At 66.9% G+C, this 19,246-nt stretch carries 18 protein-coding genes; 6 read left to right on the plus strand and 12 right to left on the minus strand.

Features of this window, described 5'->3' with window-relative positions:
- Positions 1-17 precede the first annotated feature (17 nt).
- Positions 18-1,121 carry a non-homologous end joining protein Ku gene (gene ku / locus QF031_RS18190; RefSeq protein ID WP_307431422.1) on the minus strand — a complete coding sequence of 368 codons (1,104 nt, stop codon included), beginning with the start codon at positions 1,119-1,121 and terminating at the stop codon, positions 18-20.
- A 40-nt stretch (positions 1,122-1,161) separates the two neighbouring features.
- On the opposite strand from ku, the gene QF031_RS18195 reads away from it, so the two are divergent.
- Positions 1,162-3,693, plus strand: coding sequence for an ATP-dependent DNA ligase (locus QF031_RS18195; protein WP_307431426.1), 2,532 nt, complete (start codon positions 1,162-1,164; stop codon positions 3,691-3,693).
- A 150-nt stretch (positions 3,694-3,843) separates the two neighbouring features.
- Here QF031_RS18195 and QF031_RS18200 read toward each other — a convergent pair whose 3' ends face one another.
- Complete coding sequence (locus QF031_RS18200; protein WP_307431429.1) at positions 3,844-4,101, minus strand: hypothetical protein; 258 nt, start codon at positions 4,099-4,101, stop codon at positions 3,844-3,846.
- A 435-nt stretch (positions 4,102-4,536) separates the two neighbouring features.
- On the opposite strand from QF031_RS18200, the gene QF031_RS18205 reads away from it, so the two are divergent.
- Both QF031_RS18205 and QF031_RS18210 read left to right on the plus strand, forming a co-directional pair.
- On the plus strand, positions 4,537-6,126 hold the full coding sequence (locus QF031_RS18205) for an MFS transporter (protein WP_307431431.1): 1,590 nt from the start codon (positions 4,537-4,539) through the stop codon (positions 6,124-6,126).
- Between the two features lie 207 nt (positions 6,127-6,333).
- Positions 6,334-7,470, plus strand: a complete 1,137-nt coding sequence (locus tag QF031_RS18210; protein WP_307431435.1) for an FUSC family protein — start codon at positions 6,334-6,336, stop codon at positions 7,468-7,470.
- On the opposite strand, the gene QF031_RS18215 is transcribed toward QF031_RS18210, so the two are convergent.
- Positions 7,438-8,211: an SDR family NAD(P)-dependent oxidoreductase gene (locus QF031_RS18215; protein ID WP_307431438.1), complete on the minus strand. Its 774-nt coding sequence runs from the start codon at positions 8,209-8,211 to the stop codon at positions 7,438-7,440. The two genes, QF031_RS18210 and QF031_RS18215, sit on opposite strands and share 33 nt — an antisense overlap.
- Before the next feature lie 167 nt (positions 8,212-8,378).
- On the opposite strand from QF031_RS18215, the gene QF031_RS18220 reads away from it, so the two are divergent.
- The gene (locus tag QF031_RS18220) at positions 8,379-8,702 is read left to right on the plus strand and encodes a hypothetical protein (RefSeq protein WP_307431440.1); all 324 of its coding nucleotides are present in this window, start codon (positions 8,379-8,381) and stop codon (positions 8,700-8,702) included.
- A 114-nt stretch (positions 8,703-8,816) separates the two neighbouring features.
- Here the strand turns inward: QF031_RS18220 and QF031_RS18225 are convergent, their stop codons facing one another.
- The 7 genes from QF031_RS18225 to QF031_RS18255 form a co-directional block, all read right to left on the minus strand.
- Entirely contained in the window at positions 8,817-9,782 is a 966-nt protein-coding gene (locus QF031_RS18225; protein WP_307431443.1) for an NAD(P)/FAD-dependent oxidoreductase, read from the minus strand.
- A 71-nt stretch (positions 9,783-9,853) separates the two neighbouring features.
- The gene (locus QF031_RS18230) at positions 9,854-10,183 is read right to left on the minus strand and encodes a GNAT family N-acetyltransferase (RefSeq protein WP_307431446.1); all 330 of its coding nucleotides are present in this window, start codon (positions 10,181-10,183) and stop codon (positions 9,854-9,856) included.
- A 15-nt stretch (positions 10,184-10,198) separates the two neighbouring features.
- Positions 10,199-11,506, minus strand: coding sequence for an acyltransferase family protein (locus tag QF031_RS18235; RefSeq protein ID WP_307431449.1), 1,308 nt, complete (start codon positions 11,504-11,506; stop codon positions 10,199-10,201).
- A gap of 224 nt (positions 11,507-11,730) precedes the next feature.
- Positions 11,731-12,594, minus strand: a complete 864-nt coding sequence (locus tag QF031_RS18240) for a class II fructose-bisphosphate aldolase (protein ID WP_307431453.1) — start codon at positions 12,592-12,594, stop codon at positions 11,731-11,733.
- Positions 12,594-14,060, minus strand: a complete 1,467-nt coding sequence (locus QF031_RS18245) for a GntP family transporter (RefSeq protein ID WP_307431456.1) — start codon at positions 14,058-14,060, stop codon at positions 12,594-12,596. The genes QF031_RS18240 and QF031_RS18245 overlap by 1 nt, the downstream gene beginning before the upstream one ends.
- Before the next feature lie 186 nt (positions 14,061-14,246).
- Complete coding sequence (locus QF031_RS18250; protein ID WP_307431459.1) at positions 14,247-15,146, minus strand: NAD(P)-dependent oxidoreductase; 900 nt, start codon at positions 15,144-15,146, stop codon at positions 14,247-14,249.
- 47 nt (positions 15,147-15,193) lie between these two features.
- A complete protein-coding gene (locus tag QF031_RS18255) occupies positions 15,194-16,690 on the minus strand; it encodes a four-carbon acid sugar kinase family protein (RefSeq protein WP_307431465.1) in 1,497 nt (498 codons plus the stop codon).
- 171 nt (positions 16,691-16,861) lie between these two features.
- Between QF031_RS18255 and QF031_RS18260 the strand changes: the two genes are divergently transcribed.
- Together QF031_RS18260 and QF031_RS18265 are read left to right on the plus strand one after the other, a co-directional pair.
- Entirely contained in the window at positions 16,862-17,566 is a 705-nt protein-coding gene (locus QF031_RS18260) for a FadR/GntR family transcriptional regulator (RefSeq protein ID WP_307431468.1), read from the plus strand.
- A 126-nt stretch (positions 17,567-17,692) separates the two neighbouring features.
- Positions 17,693-17,905 (plus strand): dodecin, encoded by a 213-nt coding sequence (locus tag QF031_RS18265; protein ID WP_307431471.1) that lies wholly within the window; start codon positions 17,693-17,695, stop codon positions 17,903-17,905.
- A gap of 70 nt (positions 17,906-17,975) precedes the next feature.
- On the opposite strand, the gene QF031_RS18270 is transcribed toward QF031_RS18265, so the two are convergent.
- Together QF031_RS18270 and QF031_RS18275 are read right to left on the minus strand one after the other, a co-directional pair.
- The gene (locus tag QF031_RS18270) at positions 17,976-18,182 is read right to left on the minus strand and encodes a hypothetical protein (RefSeq protein WP_043451888.1); all 207 of its coding nucleotides are present in this window, start codon (positions 18,180-18,182) and stop codon (positions 17,976-17,978) included.
- 149 nt (positions 18,183-18,331) lie between these two features.
- On the minus strand, positions 18,332-19,231 hold the full coding sequence (locus QF031_RS18275; protein WP_307431476.1) for a helix-turn-helix domain-containing protein: 900 nt from the start codon (positions 19,229-19,231) through the stop codon (positions 18,332-18,334).
- Positions 19,232-19,246: the final 15 nt, after the last annotated feature.

A 19,246-nucleotide genomic window follows, 5' to 3' on the forward strand; every position in this document is an offset into this window, starting at 1 on the left:
TGAGGCCTGTCTGCTGGTCAGGCCGGCTTGCGCGCCCTGGTGGTCTTGGCGGCCGGCTTGGCTGCGGTCTTCGTTCCGGTGGACTTGGATGCGGTGGTCTTGGAGGCAGTGGATTTGGCGGTGGTCGATTTAGCTGCGGTGGTCTTGGAGGCAGTGGATTTGGCAGCAGGCTTGGCATCGTCCGTACCAGTCTTCGCGGCGGTCTTCGAGGCCGCCCCGGCGCTGGACGACCTGGCGCCAGTGGACTTGCGGGCGGGTTTGGCAGGCTCGGCCTCCTCGTCCCCGGTGTCCGCTTCGTCGTCGGAATCTCCGCTGGCCGTGGCGGCCTCCCCGCCGCCGCGCTTCCTGTCCAGGCTCCGCTTCAGGGCCTCCATGAGGTCGATGACTTCGCCCTTGCCGCCCTCGCCGGCCTCCACGCCGAACGTCTCCTCCGTGTCCAGCGATTCGCCCTGTTCCAGCTTGGCGTCGATCAGCTGGCGCAGCTGCACCTGGTACTCGTCGGTGAAGGACTCGGGCTCGAAGTCCGCCGCCATGGACTCCACCAATGCCGCTGACATGTCACGTTCCTGCGCGGAGATCCTGACATCGGCCTCCAGGGACGGGAAGTTCGCCTCACGTACTTCGTCAGGCCAGAGGAGCGACTGCAGCACCAGCACGTCGTCCTTGATCCGCAGCGCACCCAGCCGGGTCTTCTCCCGCAGCGCGAACTGGACGATGGCCACCCGGTCCGTATCCTCCAGCGCCCGGCGCAGCAGGACATAGGCCTTGGGCGACTTGGAATCCGGTTCCAGGTAATAGCTCTTCTCGAACATCATGGGTTCAAGCTGCTCTGACGGGACGAACTGCACCACCTCGATCTCGTGGCTGTTCTCCGCCGGAATGGACTTGAGCTCATCCTTGGACAGCACCACGGTCCGGCCGTCTTCATCGAACGCCTTCTCGATGTCCGAGTAGTCCACCACCTCGCCGCAGATCTCGCACCGGCGCTGGTAGCGGATCCTGCCGCCGTCGGCATTGTGAACCTGGTGCAGACTGATGTCATGATCCTCAGTGGCGCTGTAGACCTTCACGGGCACGTTGACCAGGCCGAACGCGATGGCACCTTTCCAGATGGCTCTCATTCCTACAGTCAACATCAGAGCGGGCCGGAGGTGAAGCCCTGTGGCAGGTAGCAGGGAGCGTGTCCGGGTTGCGGGGCGGGAATTGACGCTCACCAACCTGGAGAAAATCATCTATCCGGAGACGGGCACCACCAAGGCGGATGTGCTTGCCTATTACGCTGCGGTGGCCCACGTCCTGATCCCGGCGGCGGCCAACCGGCCGGCCACCCGGAAGCGGTGGGTTAACGGAGTGGGCACGGTGGAGAAGCCGGGTGAAGTGTTTTTCCAAAAGGACCTGGAGGACTCAGCTCCCGGCTGGCTGCCGCGGGCCGCGATTACGCACAAGGACCGGACCATCTACTACCCGCTGGTCAACGATGCCGCCACCCTGACGTGGTTCGGCCAGATCAACTCGCTGGAAGTCCACGTGCCGCAGTGGCGGGTGGACTCGCACGGCAACCAATTGAACCCGGACCGGCTGGTGCTTGACCTGGACCCGGGCGACGGCGCCGGGCTGCCGGAATGCCGCGAAGTGGCCCTCCTGGCCCGCGCCATCCTGCAGGACGTGGGCCTGGATCCGGTCCCGGTGACCAGCGGCAGCAAGGGCATCCACCTTTACGCGGCACTGGACGGGACCCAGACCTCGGAGCAGATCTCCGCTTTCGCACGGGAGCTGGCCCGGGCGCTTGAGGCCGACCACCCGGACCTCGCGGTCAGCGACATGAAGAAGTCGCTGCGCCGCGGCAAGGTGCTGGTGGACTGGAGCCAGAACAACGCCGCGAAAACCACCGTGGTGCCTTACTCGCTGCGCGGCCGGCCCACGCCCCTCGTGGCCGCGCCCCGGACGTGGCAGGAAATCGAGGCTCCCAACCTGAAGCACCTTGACTACCAGGAGGTACTGCAGAGGGTGCGGGACGGAAAGGACCCGTTCGCCGCCGTCGTCAAGGCTGCGGGTGGCGGCCAAGCCGGCGCTGGAGACGCCGCCGCCCAGGACGAAGGGCACGACAGCGATGCCCGGCTCGGCAAGTACCGCGCCATGCGGGACCCCGGGGCAACGCCCGAGCCGTTCGCCGGCCTTCCCTCCGGCGGCAACAGTTTCGTCATCCAGGAACACCACGCCAGCCGGCTGCACTGGGACCTCCGGCTGGAGCACGAGGGGGTACTGGCGTCCTGGGCGCTTCCCAAGGGCGTCCCCGAGTCCGGCGGCAACAACCACCTGGCTGTCCAGACCGAGGACCATCCCATGGACTACCTCACCTTCCACGGGACCATCCCCAAGGGGCAGTACGGCGCGGGTGTCATGACTATTTGGGACACCGGCACCTACGAACTGCACAAGTGGATCAACGGCAGGGAAGTAATCGTCACCCTGACCGGGTCCGAGGGCGGCGGGCTGGGCGGCACCAGGAAGATCGCCTTGATCCACACCGGCCGGGGCCAGGGCAAGGACGCGGAAGGGCAGTGGCTCATCCACCTCATGGACCAGGAACATGCAGGCGGACGACGGCGGCATGGGGCTCCGGCGGCACAAGCAGAGCAGCCGGAAGAGCAGGAAGAAGACGACGGCGGTGGGACGCCCGGGCAGGAGGCCACGCCTCAAGTGCCGGCACAGCCTGCCAGCGGCACCGTGGCAGACCCCTTGGAATACCAGCCCATGATGGCGGCGTCCGGGACCACCGCCGACCTGCAGGGCAGCACGTGGCAATACGAGCTCAAGTGGGATGGCGTCCGTGCCCTCCTGGTGGCGGACAGGGACAAGGTCCGGATCTTCTCGCGCAACGGCAATGACGTCAGCCGCACCTACCCCGAGTTCACGGACCGGAGTTGCTGGCCGGAGCAGCCGTTCGTAGCGGACGGCGAAATCATCGCCGTCGGCCCTGGGGGACGGCCTGACTTTGGCCTGCTCCAGGGCCGGATGAAGCTCACCCGGGCCGGCGACGTCGCCAAAGCCCGGACCGCGATCCCGGTCCAGCTGATGCTGTTCGACCTTCTCTTCGACGGCGGCAAGGACCTCCGGCGGCTGCCGTTGAGCAAACGGCGGCAGCGGCTGGAGGGGTTTTTTGAGCGGTCCGACTGCCCGGTGGACCTGTCCATGGTGCTGGAGGAGCCCGTTGAACTCCTCATGGAGAGCGCACATGAGCTTGGCCTTGAAGGCGTGATGGCCAAGCGGACCGACAGCCGCTACGTCAGCGGCCAGCGGACACGGACCTGGATCAAGCTCAAGACCGAGCAGACCCAGGAAGTGGTGGTGGGCGGCTGGCGTCCAGGAAAGGGAGGCCGCCAGGAAACCGTGGGATCACTGCTGGTGGGGATTCCCGACGGCGACAAGCTGCAGTACGTGGGCCGCGTCGGCTCCGGCTTCAGCACCCGTGAACTGACGGAACTGCGGCAGACGGTGGAACGCCTCGGCCGGAAGAGCTCACCGTTCCACGAAGTCCCCCGCCCGGATGCTGCAGACGCGCACTGGGTGGCGCCGGAACTGGTGGGCGAGGTGACCTACAGCGAGTGGACGGGACCCGGCAGGCTGCGGCATCCGCGGTGGCGGGGATGGCGCGTGGACAAGGACCCGTCGGACGTGGTTCGGGAAGGGTGACACGGTTTGAGCGGGCGTTGCGGTTTCGACGCGCCAGCCCGCCAATGACGCACGGAGTACTTGGCGCCCACCAAATTCGGTGGGCGCCAAGTAATCCCGCTGTCGATGCCGGAGGCGCGGGTCGCCGTCGAGCGCACCAATCTCCCTGGGCTATGAGGAGTGCGGCATCTGCGGCCGGCCTGTACGGTGGACCGCCGTCACGGCTGCCTCATGGCCCGCGCGGCCGTGACCGGCAGCCTGGTCCTTGGGGTGCCGCCGCTTCCCCAAGCCGTCCGGCCACCCGCTTTGCTGTGCCAGGGGGAGGCCGCCGGCTGCTGCGGGGCCGGGTGCCACAGGAGCATCCATTGCTGCAGCGAGATGGTCCGCGACCTCCGGCTTGATGTGGAACTGATTGGACTCGTCACCCATTTTGATTCTTCCCTTCTTCCCTCGTTCTTCCTTGAAACGGAACGCCATCAAAAAGCGCCCGGGCGCACGCAGGTTACTGCCCGGAAAGAAGTGTGTTCATCGCTCTACCATAGGCACGTCTGAGGATCCTGTGAACCCCCTCCCCGGACGGCGCCGGTGGCTGCTTTCCAGGCCTAAACAGCCCCCAAAACGGGGCCACCTGCAACCAAAAACAAAAAAGTTCGGTAACAATCCGGACCATCAGCCTGCTTCCCAGTAATCACGCGGGAAAAGCGGCGGAAAAATTTCCACGATTGAGCCCGATCGAGGCTGTAAACGGGCGAATCCTAGGCCATCCGGCAAGCCAACGGTACCGATTTCCCGTAAAATTGAAGGCCTGCCCGGAGCGGGGCAGCTACAAGTCGCAAGCAAATGACCTCCACAGGAGTTGCCCAAATGCCCACAGACCGAAGCAGGACCGACTCTTCAGCAGGCGCCCAAAACGCCCGCGGAACCGACCCGGCAGCCCCCACGGCTGCCAAGAAAACCAGGCTGCTGCCACGGCGCCGGCTCAAAGTATCCGATGTCAACGTGGTTGACCAGCCCATGCTCAAGAAAGCACTCGGCGGCACCATCGTGGGCAACACCATGGAATGGTACGACGTAGGCGTCTTCGGCTATCTCATCACCACCATGGGACCGGTGTTCCTCCCCGAATCGGATCCCACCACGCAGACGCTGTTCCTGCTGGGAACCTTTGCCGCCACCTTCATCGCCCGTCCGCTGGGCGGCGTGATCTTTGGCTGGCTGGGCGACAAGATGGGCCGGCAGAAGATTCTCGCCACCACGCTGATGATCATGGCGGCCAGTACGTTCGCCGTCGGCCTCCTGCCCGGGTACGCCCAGATCGGCCTGTGGGCGGCTGCCCTGCTGGTTCTCCTCAAGGTCATCCAGGGCTTCTCCACCGGCGGCGAGTACGCCGGTGCCACCACGTTCGTCAGCGAATACGCCGCCGACAAGCGCCGCGGCTTCTTCGCCAGCTTCCTGGATCTGGGCAGCTACCTGGGCTTCGCCATCGGCGCGGCCCTGGTCTCCGTCCTGCAGCTGACCCTGGGCCAGGACACCATGGAGGACTGGGGATGGCGCATCCCGTTCCTGGTTGCCGGTCCGCTGGGCATCATCGCCGTCTACTTCCGGAGCAAGATCGAGGAATCGCCTCAGTTCCAGGCCACCCTTGACGCCCAGGAGGAGCACGCCAAGAACGCGTCCCAGGGTGAAACCTCCCAGGCCAAGGGACCCGTAGGGATCATCAAGGCCTACTGGCGTCCCATCATCGTGGCCATGGTTGTGGTGGCCGCCGCCAACACCGCCGGTTACGCACTGACGTCCTACATGCCCACGTACCTGACCGAATCCAAGGGCTACGACGAGGTGCACGGCACCCTGCTGACGATTCCCGTGCTGGTGATCATGAGCCTCTGCATCCCGCTCACCGGCAAGCTGTCCGACCGGATCGGCCGCCGCCCCGTGCTCTGGATCGGCGCCGTGAGCACCATCGTCCTGGCTATCCCCGCCTTCATGCTGATCGGCATCGGACAAATCTGGTCCACCCTCGCCGGGCTGGCCCTGGTTGCCTTCCCCGTGACGTTCTACGTGGCCAACCTCGCCTCTGCCCTGCCGGCCCAGTTCCCCACGTCCAGCCGTTACGGCGCCATGGGCATTGCGTACAACTTCGCCGTGGCCATCTTCGGCGGCACCACGCCCTTCATCGTGGCCGCGCTGATCAGCGCAACCGGCAATGACATGATGCCTGCCTACTACCTGATGGCCACCTCCCTGGTGGGCGCCATTGCCATCTACTTCCTGAAGGAATCGGCCAACCGTCCGCTCCCCGGATCAATGCCGAGCGTTGACTCGCAGGCGGAGGCAAAGGAACTGGTGGCAACCCAGGACGAGAACCCGCTGATTAACCTGGACGAACTGCCGTTCGACACCCACGACGGCAGCGATCCCCAGGCACACCGCGGGGTCCCGGCCGGAGCGTAGTCCCACCGGCCGCCCGGGCACCTTGTAGCCCACGCTCACAGGCCCGTCCCGCGTGGTTCCTTGGGGGAACCACGCGGGGCGGGCCTTTGCGTGCCCGCCTGATGTCCCCTTATGACTGACCACATATGACGGTGCCCGCGGCGCGGTGGTACGTTCACAAGGGCCTTCGGGCTGCAGTACACCACCAAAAACAGGACAGGTCGAACCATGAAGCGCGTAAAGGAGCAGGTGCGCGCACTCCACCGGCTCGAACCCGCCAACGGAGACCACCTTGCCGCCCTCCGCGTAGCACTCAGCGTCGCCGTGCCCTCGCTGCTCCTTCTCGTGGCGGGCCGCACGGACCTTATGATCTACGCCGTGTTCGGGGCGCTGACCGGCATGTACGGCCGGTCCGAACCCCACCAGCTGCGGCTCCGCCACCAGGGACAAGGCGCGCTGGTGCTCCTGAGCGGGGTGGCCGTGGGAGTAGCGCTGTCCATCAACCACATCCACTCCTGGTGGCTGGTTGCTGTGGAAGCCACACTGGCAGGAGTCGGCTCCGTCTATTCGGACCGCGTACGCCTGAAACCGAACGGACCCTTCTTCGGAATCCTTGCCCTTGGCGCGTGCGCTTCGGTTCCCGCCGTGGTCCCCTGGTACGTGGCCATGCTCATCGCGGCAGGATCATCAGCGTTCTCCATCACGATTGGTTTCAGCGGCTGGGTACGCCACCGGGCCTGGGAACGGGGGGCTGCCAGGCAGGTGCCGCGCCTCTCAGCGGCAAGGCGCCGTGAGCTGGCCATCCATGCGGCGAGGTATGTCCTGGCGGTTGGCGCTGCCGGGACCGTGGGCGTCCTCAGTGGCACGGGCCACCCGCACTGGGCCATGGCCGCGGCGGCAGTACCGCTCGCCGGCGCAGACCTGCCCAGCAGCGTCCGGCGGGGCGTCCACCGCATCGTGGGGACGTTCCTGGGACTGGCGGTCACCGCCGTCGTCCTCCTGCCCGAGCCCTGGGCCCTCACAGGCCTGTACCCCGCACTCCAGCAGCCTGCACATCATGCCGCTGTGCTGGCCCTGCTGGTAATCCTGCTGCAGTTCGCCACCGAGTTGTTCATGACCCGGCACTACGGCCTGGCGATGGTCTGGTTCACTCCGGTCATACTGCTGATGACCCAGCTGGCCTCGCCCATCGAGCCGCAGGTCCTGATCGCCGAGCGGGCTGTTGAGACACTGGTGGGCGCACTGCTGGGGATCCTGGTGGTGGTGACGGTGCGCCGGCCGGGCTCCCGGCCCCGGAGTACCCGTGCCGGGCTTACGGACCGCTTTGCGTCCCTACTTCGGCTTCCGCGCCGGCCCGGCCATTAGCTGCGCCGGAGCCACCTTGGCAAGTGCGGCCACCACCTTGTAGCGCTTGGACGGGATGGAGACCGCCCTGCCGCGCTCGTTGTCTGCCAGGCCTTCACTGACCACCCTCCCGGCGCGAAGCCACGTCCAGGACGGCGCCACCGATTTGTCCATCCCCATCCGGTCATGGAACTCGGTGTGGGTGAAGCCGGGGCAGACCGCCGTGACCTTGATGCCACGCTTGCGGTAGGCCAGGTTAGCCCACCGGCTGAAACTCACCAGCCAGGCCTTCGCCGCCGAATACGTGCCCCGGGGCAGGAACGCGGCCACGCTGGCCACGTTGATGATCCTCCCCTCCCCGCGCTCCAGCATTCCTTTCAACGCTGCGTGGGTGAGCAGCATGGCCGTCTCCACGTGCAGCTTCAGGTGCTTCTTCTCCTCCGACGCATCATTGTCCTCAAAGTTGTGCAGCAGGCCGATCCCGGCGTTGTTCACCAGGATCCCCACCGGCCGTGTGGCGTCCTCGAGGCGTTCGACGACGGCGGCCACGTCGTCGACGACCGTCAGGTCAGCGGGAAGCACCTCAGCCGTGATTCCGTACCGCCGCCGGAAGTCCTCCGCTGTTTCTGCAAGCCGGGACGCGTTGCGCGCCACCAGGACCAGATCGTGTCCCTGGGCGGCGAGCTGCATGGCGAATTCGTGGCCGAGCCCTGCGCTGGCCCCGGTGACGAGTGCTGTTGTTCGGGAGCTGGATGGCGTCATCGTGCAAGCCTAACGCCGGCGAAGCTGACCCGGACTTTCCCAAGCGCAACTTGTGCAACATTTAGTAAGCATGCTTTGCTTACGGTGATAAATGAATCTCCGCAAGCAGTTCGCGGCGGGGTCGCCAACGTTGGCGGCTCCGTGAAAGAAGCCCAAGGAAGAACATAATGACCATCGCAATGGAAGACCAGCTGTCGGCGCTTGGGGAGCGCAATGAAGCAGCTGGAAATGTCTTGACCTCCACCGTACCTGTGGACGCAGGCCTGCTGTTGACCCTGAACTCGCGTATGCATTGCCGCACGCCGATGCAGCGGGTGGACTACGGGGAACTGCCGGTCCGGCAGCCCGTTTACGTTGACGGGAACTCCGTCGTCGCCCTGCGGCCGGGGTCCGTGCCGGAGAGCGTGGTCACCTACCGTTGCGCCTGCGGCTTCACCATCGACGACCCCCAGGCTGCCATGACGGTCGGCGACCAGGCTCTCGCCAGCTGACCGTTCCCCCGCTTGGCCTCGAGGCCCCCGCCGGCTGCACAGTCTGCGGGGGCCTCGTCGGCTGTGCCAACGCCCCGCGGTCACCCATCCCCCAGTTGGGCAAGACCCCGGGAGCTACTGCCCGGCAGGAACCCGGGCTGCCTCCACCGCGCGGCGCGCGTCCGCCAGGACCAGGTCCGCATTGATGGCCTCTGCCGCGCGGAGGCCGGCGGCGGCCGCCGTCATGACCTGCGCGGAAACATCGGTGGCGTTGCCCGCAGCCCACACGCCGGGGCAGGACGTCCGGCCACTCTCATCCGTCTCAAGGCGCGTCCCTGGTCCTTCCTGGAGTGCGGCCGGCTCCAGTCCCAGGCGCTGGAGCATGTTGGCCTTGCTCATGGTGGCGGGGCTGACCGCCAGTACGTCCAGGGCCACGGTGGCGCCCGACTCCAGGGTGGCGCCGACCAGCCGGTCGTCGCGGACATCAAGTGCCCGGACCTTTCCCTCCATCACCTGGACGGAAAGCGCTGCCAGCTGTTCCTCCTGGCCTTCGCTAAGTTCCAGGGCGTCATTGAGCAGGATGGCCACGTCGGAACTCCACTGCCGGAACGTCAGGGCCTGCAGGACGGAGTGGGAGTCGGCGGCCAGGACACCTATCCTTTGGTTGCGGATTTCCCATCCGTGGCAATAGGGGCAGTACAACACGTCCCGGCCCCAGCGGTCTGCGACGCCGGGAAGATCCGGCAGCTCATCCACGATGCCGGAGGCGATCAGGAGGCGGCGGGCAGTCCGGGTGGAACCGTCTTCCATGGTTACGATGAACCCGTCTTCGCCGCGGCTGGCGGACCGGACGAAGCCGGAGGCCGTCGTCCCGCCATACCGCACCAGCTCCTCCCGCCCGGCGGCAAGGAGGTCCCGCGGGCTCATCCCCTCCCGGCTGAGGAAGCCGTGGACCCCGTCCGCCCGAAGGTTCCGCTGTTCACCGGCGTCGATCACCACTACCGAACGAAGTGCCCGCGCCAAGGCAACCCCGGCGCTCAACCCCGCCGGTCCCCCGCCGATCACTGCCACATCCACTACTTCGCCCTGGTTTTCCGCCATCTTGAAGGCGTACCCGGGGCAACCCGGGGAATAACGAAGGGCGCTAACCAAACGCCCCGGCGCGAGCGCCCTCAGTCCTCCGGCCAGTCGACAAATTGCTCGTAGCCTTCGTGCTTCCGGAGGTAGCCGGAAATGAACGGGCAGTGCGGGATGATGCGCTTTCCGGTGGCCACCACATCGTCCAAGGCAAAGTGCGCCAGGACTTTCCCCAGCCCCCGGCTTTCAAAGTCCTCTTCGGTCTCGGTGTGGGTGAAATCGATGTGCCCGGGAAGGTCGTTGAAGAAAGCCTGCACCGCAAGCCTGCCATCCACCAGGAGTTCGTACCGGTGCTGCCCATCGTTGCGGCGCAGCGAGACATTGGCGGTGAACTTGTCCTCTGCCGACGCGGTGTTCTCGGTCATGGTTCGACACTGGCACTACTTCACCCCGCTGGCAATGCCCCTTCTCCCCCTCTTCCGCCCGACACTTGGCGGAACCCCACCCAGCAAAAGGGTAGCCACGAAGAAACAGACAGTGCCGGCCGCCAGCAGTCCCAGGGACAGCCCGTTCAGGGCGGCGTCCGCAACGGGGATGAAGACCACCACGACGGCGGCCCACGCCGCGGCGGGCCGGCAGCGGAAGGCGTGCATCGCCGTCGTCCGTTCCTCCAGGTGGCCAAAGGCTGCCGCCACCGGCAGGAGCAGGAGGACCAGCGCAAGGACCACCAGCGGACGCGACCACCACCATGCAGCGGTGCCTGAGCCCGGATCGGGGATGGGCGCCAGGAGCAGCAGCCCGGACATGGCCACCAGCAGCGGCAGGTGCCACAGGTACACCGTCAGGGACCTCGCCCCGGCCAGCATCAGCAGCCTGCCGATCCACGGCACCCCGGCCAGTGGGGCCAGGACCGGCCGCGCCAGTTCCATCACGGCCAACTGCGGGACGGCCAGGATCACCAGTGTCAGGTTGGGCGGGTTGAGGTTAACCAGCATGTTTCCCCGGTACAGCCCCAGCCCGGTCACGAGTCCCAGCAGCAGGTGTGCCGCTACAGCCAGGCCCAACAGCCCGGAACGTGAGAGGCGGGAAAAGTAGCCGTCGGCGGCCAGGAATCCCAACTGCTGGACGGCGCACCATACGAAGACCAGGTTTGCGTTGGCAAGGCCAGGCAGCGCACCCCGAAGACAATCCACGGCAACCACCAGTCCGGTGAGCAGGCCAAGGGCCAGCCAGGGCGCCCGGGAATGCAGCGCCGCCAGGACCGGAATGTTCAGTTGCGCCGCGAGGTAGGCGGCCAGGAACCACAGTGGCATGGCTGCCCCTGCAGCCATCAGCTGGACCACCTGCTGGTCCACGCCGAGCACAGCGGCCACGGAAAGGCCCGTCACCATGGATGCGAGCAGGGCGGTGGCCGGGCGGAGCAGGCGCAGGAGCCGGGCGCGGACGAACTGCGCCGCCGTGCCGCCGCCCGCCCTGAGCCGGCGCCAGGACTGCAGACCGGTCACGCCGCCGGTGACGAAGAACAGGGGCATGACCATGAAGACCCAGATGATGGGTTCGAACCAGTCCTGCTCGGCGAGGGTGTTCTCCGTGGTGACGGTACCGTCCGGGTGCAGGACCGGACTTACCATCAGGGCGTGGCCCACCAGCACCAGAGCCAGGCAGATGAAACGGACAAGGTCGATGGCCGGATCACGGTTCTCCGTGTCCGGCCCGGATCCTGATCCCCGGCTGCCGGCGCTGCGCACGGGGACCTACAACGACTCGACGCTGCCCACGGCACTATTGTGCCCCCGTTGCCGCCGCGGACTTAAGGACCTAACGCCCCTTCTGCCGCTCTTGCAGGACCGGCAGCAATACGGGCACGACGGCGGGCGGCGGCGTGGGAGCGCGGCGGTCCCTGCCTGCCGTTAACGGAATGAGGCCAGGACCGGCTGCTTGATCCTGGCCTTCCGTCCATGGAGGATTGCCGCTACCGCGCCAGGGTGGACAGCGTGGTGGCGGCGAAGCCCTTCGCCGACTGGTTCCACAAAGCCAGCAGGCCCTGCAGGTTCTCGCCGTCCGCGCGGTGCGCGGGAAGCTGGTCCTGGAGGGTTGCCAGCACGCCGGTCCGCAGCTCCGTGTTGAAGTTGACCTTGCCAACATTCATGGCGGCGGCTTTGACCAGTTCTTCGGCGGGGATGCCGGAAGCGCCGTGCAGCACCAGCGGAATGTGGATCCGCGCCGCGATGTCCTGCAGCACGTCCCAGCGCAGCTTCGGCTCGCCCTTGTACTTGCCATGGACGTTGCCCACTGCGACGGCCAGCAGCTCCGCACCGGTGCGGGACACGAAGTCCTCCACCTGTGCGGAGTCCGTCAGGCCGGCGACGTCGACGCCGGACTGGCTGGTTGGCTGGTCGGCTGAGAAGGCACGGTCCTCGTCCCCTGCCAGGCCTCCGAGTTCGGCTTCGAGGACCACCTCGGCGCCCAGCAGGGCACGGGCTGCCTGGACCAGCGCAATGTTGTCCTCGTAAGGAAGGGACGAACCGTCGGCGAGGACGGAATCCGCCCCTGCCTCGACGGCGTCGGCCATCACCTGGAGGTCGGAGGCGTGGTCAAGCTGCACCGCGACCGGCACGGCGGCGGCATCGGCCAGGCCGCGCAGCGCGGTGATGAGCCGGAGCCCGTTGGCGGTGGCGGCGGTCTTGGGCGCCACCAGCAGGATCACGCCCCTGCCGGATTCCTCCGCGGCGCCCACCACGGCCAGCGCCGTGGTGAAGTCGTAGCAGGTTAAGGCCGGCACGGCGGAGCCCTGCTGGAGGGCAGAGGTGACCAGGTGGTCCAGTCGGGTATGCATCAGGCGCCCAGTCCTCCCACCAGGACCCAGGCGACAAAGGTCAGCAGGAAGCCGGCCACACCCAGGATGGTGGTCAGGACGGTCCAGGTCTTCAGTCCGTCAGACACAGTGAGGCCGTAGTAGCGCACCACCACCCAGAAGCCGGCGTCGGTCACATGGGACAGGCCCAGGGCGCCGAAGCCGATGGCGATCACGATCACGGCGATCTGCGCGGGGCTGTAGCCGCCGCCGCTGACCGCTGCGGACAGCAGGCCTGTGGTGGTCACGATGGCCACGGTGGCTGAGCCCTGGGCTGCGCGCAAGGCGAGCGAGATAATGAAGCCGAGCAGCAGCAGCGGCACGCCCAGGGTGTCCAGGGTCTTGGAGAGCGCGCCGCCGATGCCGGAGACCTGAAGGACGTTGCCGAACACCCCGCCGGCGGCCACCACCATCAGGATGGAGGCGATGGGCGGCAGCGAGCCTTCGAAGATTTCGCCGGTTTCCTTGAAGGACCAGCCGCGGCGGACCGCCAGCAGGAAGAAGGACAGCGCCACGGCCACCAGCAGGGCCAGGAACGGGTTGCCGATAAAGGCGGCCAGGCCGTAGAGCGGATCGGACTTGGGGATGATGAGCGTGCCGACCGTACCGAGCAGGATCTGCACGATGGGCGCAGCGATCAGGAAGATGATCAGGCCCGGCCGCGGCGGTGCAATGGCGGCGGCACCCGGGCCGTCGTGGCCCACCTTGACCAGTGACTTGGAGCCGAACTCCTCCACCTGCGTCTTCACGGCGGGCAGCAGCTCGTAGTCCTTGCGGTTCATGATGGACGCCACCCAGTAGGACAGGAAGCCCAGCGGCACGCAGATCAGCAGCGAGATGAGGGCGATGAGTCCGATGTCCGCACCGAGCACGCCCGCACCGGCCACGATGCCCGGGTGCGGCGGGACTGCCACGTGGATGGAAAGCATGATGCCGGCCATGGGCAGGCCGAACTTCACCGGGTGGACCTTCGCGATCTTGGCGAAGGCGTACACGATGGGCACCAGCACGATGATGCCCACCTCGAAGAAGACGGGAATGGCCACCAGGAAGCCGACGGCGGTGAGCGCGACGGCCACGCGGCGGGCCCCGAGCTTGCGGGTGAAGTGGTCCGCGAGCGACTGGACGCCGCCGGACACCTCGATCATGCGGCCCAGCACGGCGCCGAGGGCGATCAGGATGGCAACCTTGCCCATGGTGCTGCCCACGCCGCTGGAGACCACGGTGAAGATGTCCTGCAGCGGGATGGTGGCTGCCACGGCCACCAGGATGCTGACGGTGAGCAGGGCCACGAAGGCCTGGATCTTGAAGCGGATGATCATCACCAGCAGGATGGCGATGCCCACCGCTGCGATGGTGAGCAGTACCGGGGTGCCCAGCTCAACGGCGGGCTTGATGGCCGGGGCGTCGGCCGCCCGCTGTATCAGCGGGTTAATCAGGTGGTTCACGGGGAGGTGTCTCCTTTGGCATGCCGGTTCCGGGGCAGGGCGGCATCAGGGAATGGCGGGGTGGGGATAAACGTTGCGGGACTGCGCCGGCAACGCTGGGGGGGTACGACGACGGCGGAGGGGGGACCGCCGTCGTCGTACCTTTTTGCCGCAAGGGCAGGAGGGTGGCTTATCAGGTGCGCTTGGCTACCTGGTGCGCTTTGCCGGCGCGACCACCTTGATGACGGCGGAGTCATCGGCGGCGGCGAGGCCCTGGGCCTGGCCCAGGAGGTAGAGCTGCTCCGCGGCGGCGGCAACGGGGGCTGCCAGGCCGGCTGCGCGGGCGGCCTTGCCCACGATGCCCATGTCCTTGACGAAGATGTCCAGGCGGGACAGGACCTCGGCACCTTCCTCGTTGTAGGCCTCGAGGATGCGGGGGCCGCGGTTGGAGAGCATGAAGGAACCCGCGGCGCCTGCTTCCAGGGCGGCGAGGGTCTTGGCCTGGTCCAGGCCCAGCGCGTCTGCGAGGGCCAGGGCCTCGGCGGCGGCCGCGATGTGGACGCCGCACAGGAGCTGGTTGACGGTTTTCAGGGCCTGGCCGTCGCCGGGGTTGTCGCCCACCACGGTGAGGGTGGAGGCCAGCAGGTCCAGGGCGGGGGCCGCCTTTTCGCGGGCCTCGGGGGAAGCGCCGACGACGATCAGCAGGTCGCCTTCGCCGGCCCGCTTGGGGCCGCCGGACAGAGGGGCGTCCACCAGGTCCACACCGTATTCGGCCAGCTTGGCCACGGTGGCGGGGATCGCGTCGGTGCCCACGGTGCTGCCGAGGATCACGACGGAACCCGGTTCCAGCACGGACGCCACTCCGTTTTCGCCGAAGAGGACGTCGTTGAGCTGCTCACCGTTGCGGACGGCCAGGAGCACGGCGTTGGCGCCCTTGGCGGCTTCCCGGGCCGAGCTGAACGTGGCGATGCCGGCTTCGCGGGCGAGCTCCAGGCGGGCCTCGGCGATGTCGAAGCCGTGGACGGTCAGCTGGGAGGCGAGTCGGGTGGCCATGGGCAGGCCCATGGCGCCGAGGCCCAGGACGGTGACGGTGTAGTTGCTGGTCATGGTGTTTCTCCGTTGAATTCTTGCGGGGGCTGGGAGCCGGCGGGGATTCAGAATTTGGTGCTGAGTTTGCGGGTGACCTGGGCCAGGGACTCGTCGTCGCCCACGTTGCCGGCGAAGACGATGTACGGGATCCCCTTGGCGGGGCCGTCCACCGGTTCCCAGAGGCTGACGATGCCCGGCAACATGGGGCCGCGGACGATCGCGTGCCGGATCTCCAGGCCGTGGGCCGCCACGTCCGAGGACGTGATGCCGCCCTTGGCGATGACGAACCGGGGCGGGAAGGTCTTCAAGGTGCGGTTGACCACGTCCACGACGGCGGCGGAGACCGTGCGCGCGATCCGCAGGCTTTCGGCGGGGTCGTCGGTCTTGATGAGCAGCCGGCTGGTGTGGACGATGACGTCCCCGGCGCGGAGCGCTTCAACGACGGCATCCACGGTCTGGTCCAGGTGCGCCTTGGCGTCCGCTTCCGCACCGAGGAGCTTTTCGACGTCGATCTCGATGATGCGTGCGGAGCGGTGCTCTGCGGTGAGGACATTGAGCTGGCGGGTGGTGAGGCCGACGTGTGATCCCACCACGATGAGGCCGCCGGCCTCTGATGGGGTGTTCCCGGCGTAGGCCTCTTCTGCGGTCAGGGCGGTGCGGACTTCCTGGCCGATGCGGCCGCGGACGAACGGCGGGCCGACGCGGTACAGGAGCTTCTTGCCGCGGCGTTCGGCTTCTTCCAGGCCCAGGGCCAGGGCGCGGAAGTCGTTCTCGGAGACGATGTCGGCCACGATGGGGGTGGAGTCGGTGGCCGGTTCGATGGCGTCGGCGATGGCCTTGGCGGAGATGGCCGGGTCCTGCGCGGAGGCGCCGGCGCGGATGATGTTCAGGTCCAGGACGATGACGGAGTCTGCGGGGAACCTGCCCTGCGACTTTTCCGCGACATAGTCGGCCATGACGGAGGTGCTGAAGCCGAAGGAGGCGTCCTTGGCGAACTCGGTGTCGGACACGGGGACCAGGGTTCCCTTGGCGTCACCGGTGCCGCGCATGTAGTGAATGCCGCCAATGGTGAGCCTGCCGGCATCGGGGAAGGCGGGGACCAGGACAACGCCATCGGTCTTCTCCCCGCTAACCTCGGCAACCGTGGCTGCGATGACGTCCGGTTCCAGGGGGAAGTGGCCACGGAGGGTCGAATCGCTGCGGCTGACGAAGCCCACGCGGATGCCTGCATCGGCCGCGGCGGCCAGCGCGTTGCGGACTACTTCCTCATTGCGTGCTGCCGCTTCTGCGGGGTCAAGGCTGCGGGTGTTGGTCAGGACGTACACGGCGGGCTTGGCTGCGCTCTGTGCAATATGCGCAAAGGCCCAGGCGAGGTCCTGGACTTCCCACCGGGTGAGTACGGGCAGGTCTGCCACAGACTGCGTGCCGGTGGGGTCGTCGTCGAGCACTACCAGGACGCGGGGAACCTCCGCGTTGGAAACGGCCAGCTTGTCGGCAACCAGCCCGGCCGGGATCTCGAGGTCTGCCGGGTAGGCGGCCAGAACGTCTGCTTCAAGCGTCACAGTGCACTCCGTTGTGTAGCGATCCAGGTTCCCGGATCCAGATGTAAAGGTAACTGTAAGATGTCTGACATCTTTCAACTGAGTGCTAGTGTGGCACACGGCATACGGACGCGCAAGTACACTTGTCTGACATATCCGCCGCGGAAGCCGGAAGCAGGAATCGGGGGCAACATGGCAAGGAAGTCGCTGGTAGGCGTGGTGGCCGACGAGCTGCTGGACCGCATCATCGAAGGCGAGTTTCCGCCCGGCTCAACCGTTCCCGGCGAGCACGAACTCAGTGCCCGCCATGAGGTCAGCCGCATGACCGTCCGCGAAGCGATGAAGACGCTGCAGGCCCAGCGCATCCTGAGCGTGGAGCGCGGCCGGGGAACATTCGTCAACCCCCTCAGCCGCTGGGCCTCGCTGGAAGCAGTCTTGCGTGCAGCATCCGAGGGCAAGAACGACGCCGATGCCTCCATCCAGCTCATCGAACTCCGCCGCATGCTTGAAACGGGAGCCTGCGAGCTTGCCGCAGGGCGCATCAGCGAAGAGGACATCACCGCCCTGTTCAACTACATCTCGGCGATGAAGTCCGCCCACAGCATCAACGATGTCGCGGCCTTTGTGGAGGCGGACCTCGCCTTCCACGACGTCATCCTGGGCGCCTCCGGCAATGTCTTCGTTTCGGTCCTGTTCGAGCCGCTGCATCGGGTCCTTGAGAAGCGCAGGACCGAGACCTCCGCCGTTCCTGACATCCAGGAGCACGCCATCGGCCACCACCAGAACATCGCCGAAGCGCTGCAGTCCGGCGACGCGGTCCGGTCCCGCGAGGCCATGGACGCCCATATGCAGCAGACCCTGGACGACCTCAGGCACCTGGTGCTGGAAGCGAAGTAGCGCCCCCGGGTTTTTGGGCCGGGTGGTGGCCCTAATTGCCATGGCCCCTGTTCAACGCTCCAGCAGTCCTACTAGTCTTCAGGGACGGCCCGCAATCGGGAGCATCGACGATCACGAGGAGCGAAGTTGTCCAACCACACGTACAGCATTTCTGAAATTGTCGGCACCTCCACCCAAGGCGTGGATGACGCCGTCCGCAACGGCATTGCCAAGGCCTCGCAGACGCTTCGGAACCTCGACTGGTTCGAGGTCAAGGAAGTCCGCGGCCACCTTGAGGACGGGAAGGTCGCGGACTGGCAGGTCACCATCAAAATCGGTTTCCGCCTGGAAGAGCAGTAAGCCAAAAAACAGGACCCGCAGCCGGCGCGTTAGCGCTGGCTGCGGGTCCCTTTTGCTTAAAGAAGGCGCCTTAGTTCGCCGTGCCCGGGCTCCGCCGCCGCCAGACTGTGGGTACGCCGTCGAACGCGGGGAACACATGGCCCTCGAAGAAGGACAGGACCGTATGGGGATCCAGGTCCGGGCTCCAAAGACCGGAGGCAGGGCAGTGCGAACCGGTGGCGGTGGAGGCGGTGCCGGCGGAAGCCTGGCGTTCCTTCAGTAGGGCGATGCGTTTCATCGTTGAGACCATCCTGGGGTGACAAAAACGGGCGGGGAAGCTGGTACTCCCACCCTAGGAAAGGCAAGGCGCCGGACCAATGGGCAGCTGGCCAGATTCCCCTCCTCCTGCTGGACGAATGTACAGTGGCTCACACCACGGCCGGCAGGTCAGCCCGGTTGGCCACCGTCTGCCACGGCGGTTGCGTCCCGCTCCGCGTCAACCGCAGGCCTCGCGCCCAGGCTGCCCAACAGGGCCAGGGCGTCCGACGACGGCGATCCCGGCCGGGCGGAATACACGCGCAGCGTCTGGTCGGGGTCCTCCGGCAGGACAAGGTTTTCAAAGTTCAGTTCCAGGTCCCCCACCGCGGGGTGGTGAAGCCGGACGGTGCCGGCTGCGCGGGTGGCCACCCGGTGCCCGGCCCACCACTGGCGGAAGTGTTCGCTGTGGACCGCCAGCTCACCCACCAGGTGATTGGCCTGGGGATCATTCGGGTGCCGGCCCACGTCCAGGCGGAGCGATCCTGCCGCTTCAGCAGCCACCGTCTTCCAATCCCTGAACAGCTCCCGGGCTGCGGGGTCCAGGATGGTCCACCTGGTGAGGTTTCGCTCCGCTGGCGGCAGTGCCGGAAAGTCGGCGAACAGCAGGAATGCCATCCTGTTGCCGGCCAGGACGTCATTGCGCCGGCCCAACACCAGCGCGGGCACGTCCCCGACTGCCTCGAGCAGCTGGCGCAGTGCGGGCCGGACGCCCTGTGCTGCGCCGGCACCGGGTTCACGGGGAGCACTGGCGCAGTTCTCCAGCAGGTCCAGCATGTGCGCGTGCTCGCTGCTGTCCAGGCGCAGTGCCCGGGCAACGGCGTCCAGCACCGTACGGGACGGATGGATGTTGCGGCCTTGCTCCAACCGGACGTAGTAGTCGGTGCTGACCCCGGCCAGCCGGGCGACTTCCTCCCGCCTTAAACCCGGAACCCTGCGGGCGCCCGTGCTGGGACCGGTGCCGGCCACGTCCGGACTCAACCGGGACCGCATGGCTTTGAGGAATTTTCCGAACTCGGCGCTTTGACCCATGCAGACCATTGTGCC

The organism is Pseudarthrobacter defluvii (assembly GCF_030816725.1).
Classification (GTDB): domain Bacteria; phylum Actinomycetota; class Actinomycetes; order Actinomycetales; family Micrococcaceae; genus Arthrobacter; species Arthrobacter defluvii_A.

Coding starts and splice junctions, on each gene's coding strand:
- QF031_RS18215 (WP_307431438.1), bottom strand. CDS start 8,211: ATGACGCCATCCAGCTCCCGAACAACAGCACTCGTCACCGGGGCCAGC.
- QF031_RS18240 (WP_307431453.1), bottom strand. CDS start 12,594: ATGCATACCCGACTGGACCACCTGGTCACCTCTGCCCTCCAGCAGGGC.
- QF031_RS18250 (WP_307431459.1), bottom strand. CDS start 15,146: ATGACCAGCAACTACACCGTCACCGTCCTGGGCCTCGGCGCCATGGGC.
- QF031_RS18200 (WP_307431429.1), bottom strand. CDS start 4,101: ATGGGTGACGAGTCCAATCAGTTCCACATCAAGCCGGAGGTCGCGGAC.
- QF031_RS18210 (WP_307431435.1), top strand. CDS start 6,334: ATGAAGCGCGTAAAGGAGCAGGTGCGCGCACTCCACCGGCTCGAACCC.
- QF031_RS18275 (WP_307431476.1), bottom strand. CDS start 19,231: ATGGGTCAAAGCGCCGAGTTCGGAAAATTCCTCAAAGCCATGCGGTCC.
- QF031_RS18230 (WP_307431446.1), bottom strand. CDS start 10,183: ATGACCGAGAACACCGCGTCGGCAGAGGACAAGTTCACCGCCAATGTC.
- QF031_RS18205 (WP_307431431.1), top strand. CDS start 4,537: ATGCCCACAGACCGAAGCAGGACCGACTCTTCAGCAGGCGCCCAAAAC.
- QF031_RS18220 (WP_307431440.1), top strand. CDS start 8,379: ATGACCATCGCAATGGAAGACCAGCTGTCGGCGCTTGGGGAGCGCAAT.
- QF031_RS18270 (WP_043451888.1), bottom strand. CDS start 18,182: ATGAAACGCATCGCCCTACTGAAGGAACGCCAGGCTTCCGCCGGCACC.
- QF031_RS18225 (WP_307431443.1), bottom strand. CDS start 9,782: ATGGCGGAAAACCAGGGCGAAGTAGTGGATGTGGCAGTGATCGGCGGG.
- QF031_RS18260 (WP_307431468.1), top strand. CDS start 16,862: ATGGCAAGGAAGTCGCTGGTAGGCGTGGTGGCCGACGAGCTGCTGGAC.
- ku (WP_307431422.1), bottom strand. CDS start 1,121: ATGAGAGCCATCTGGAAAGGTGCCATCGCGTTCGGCCTGGTCAACGTG.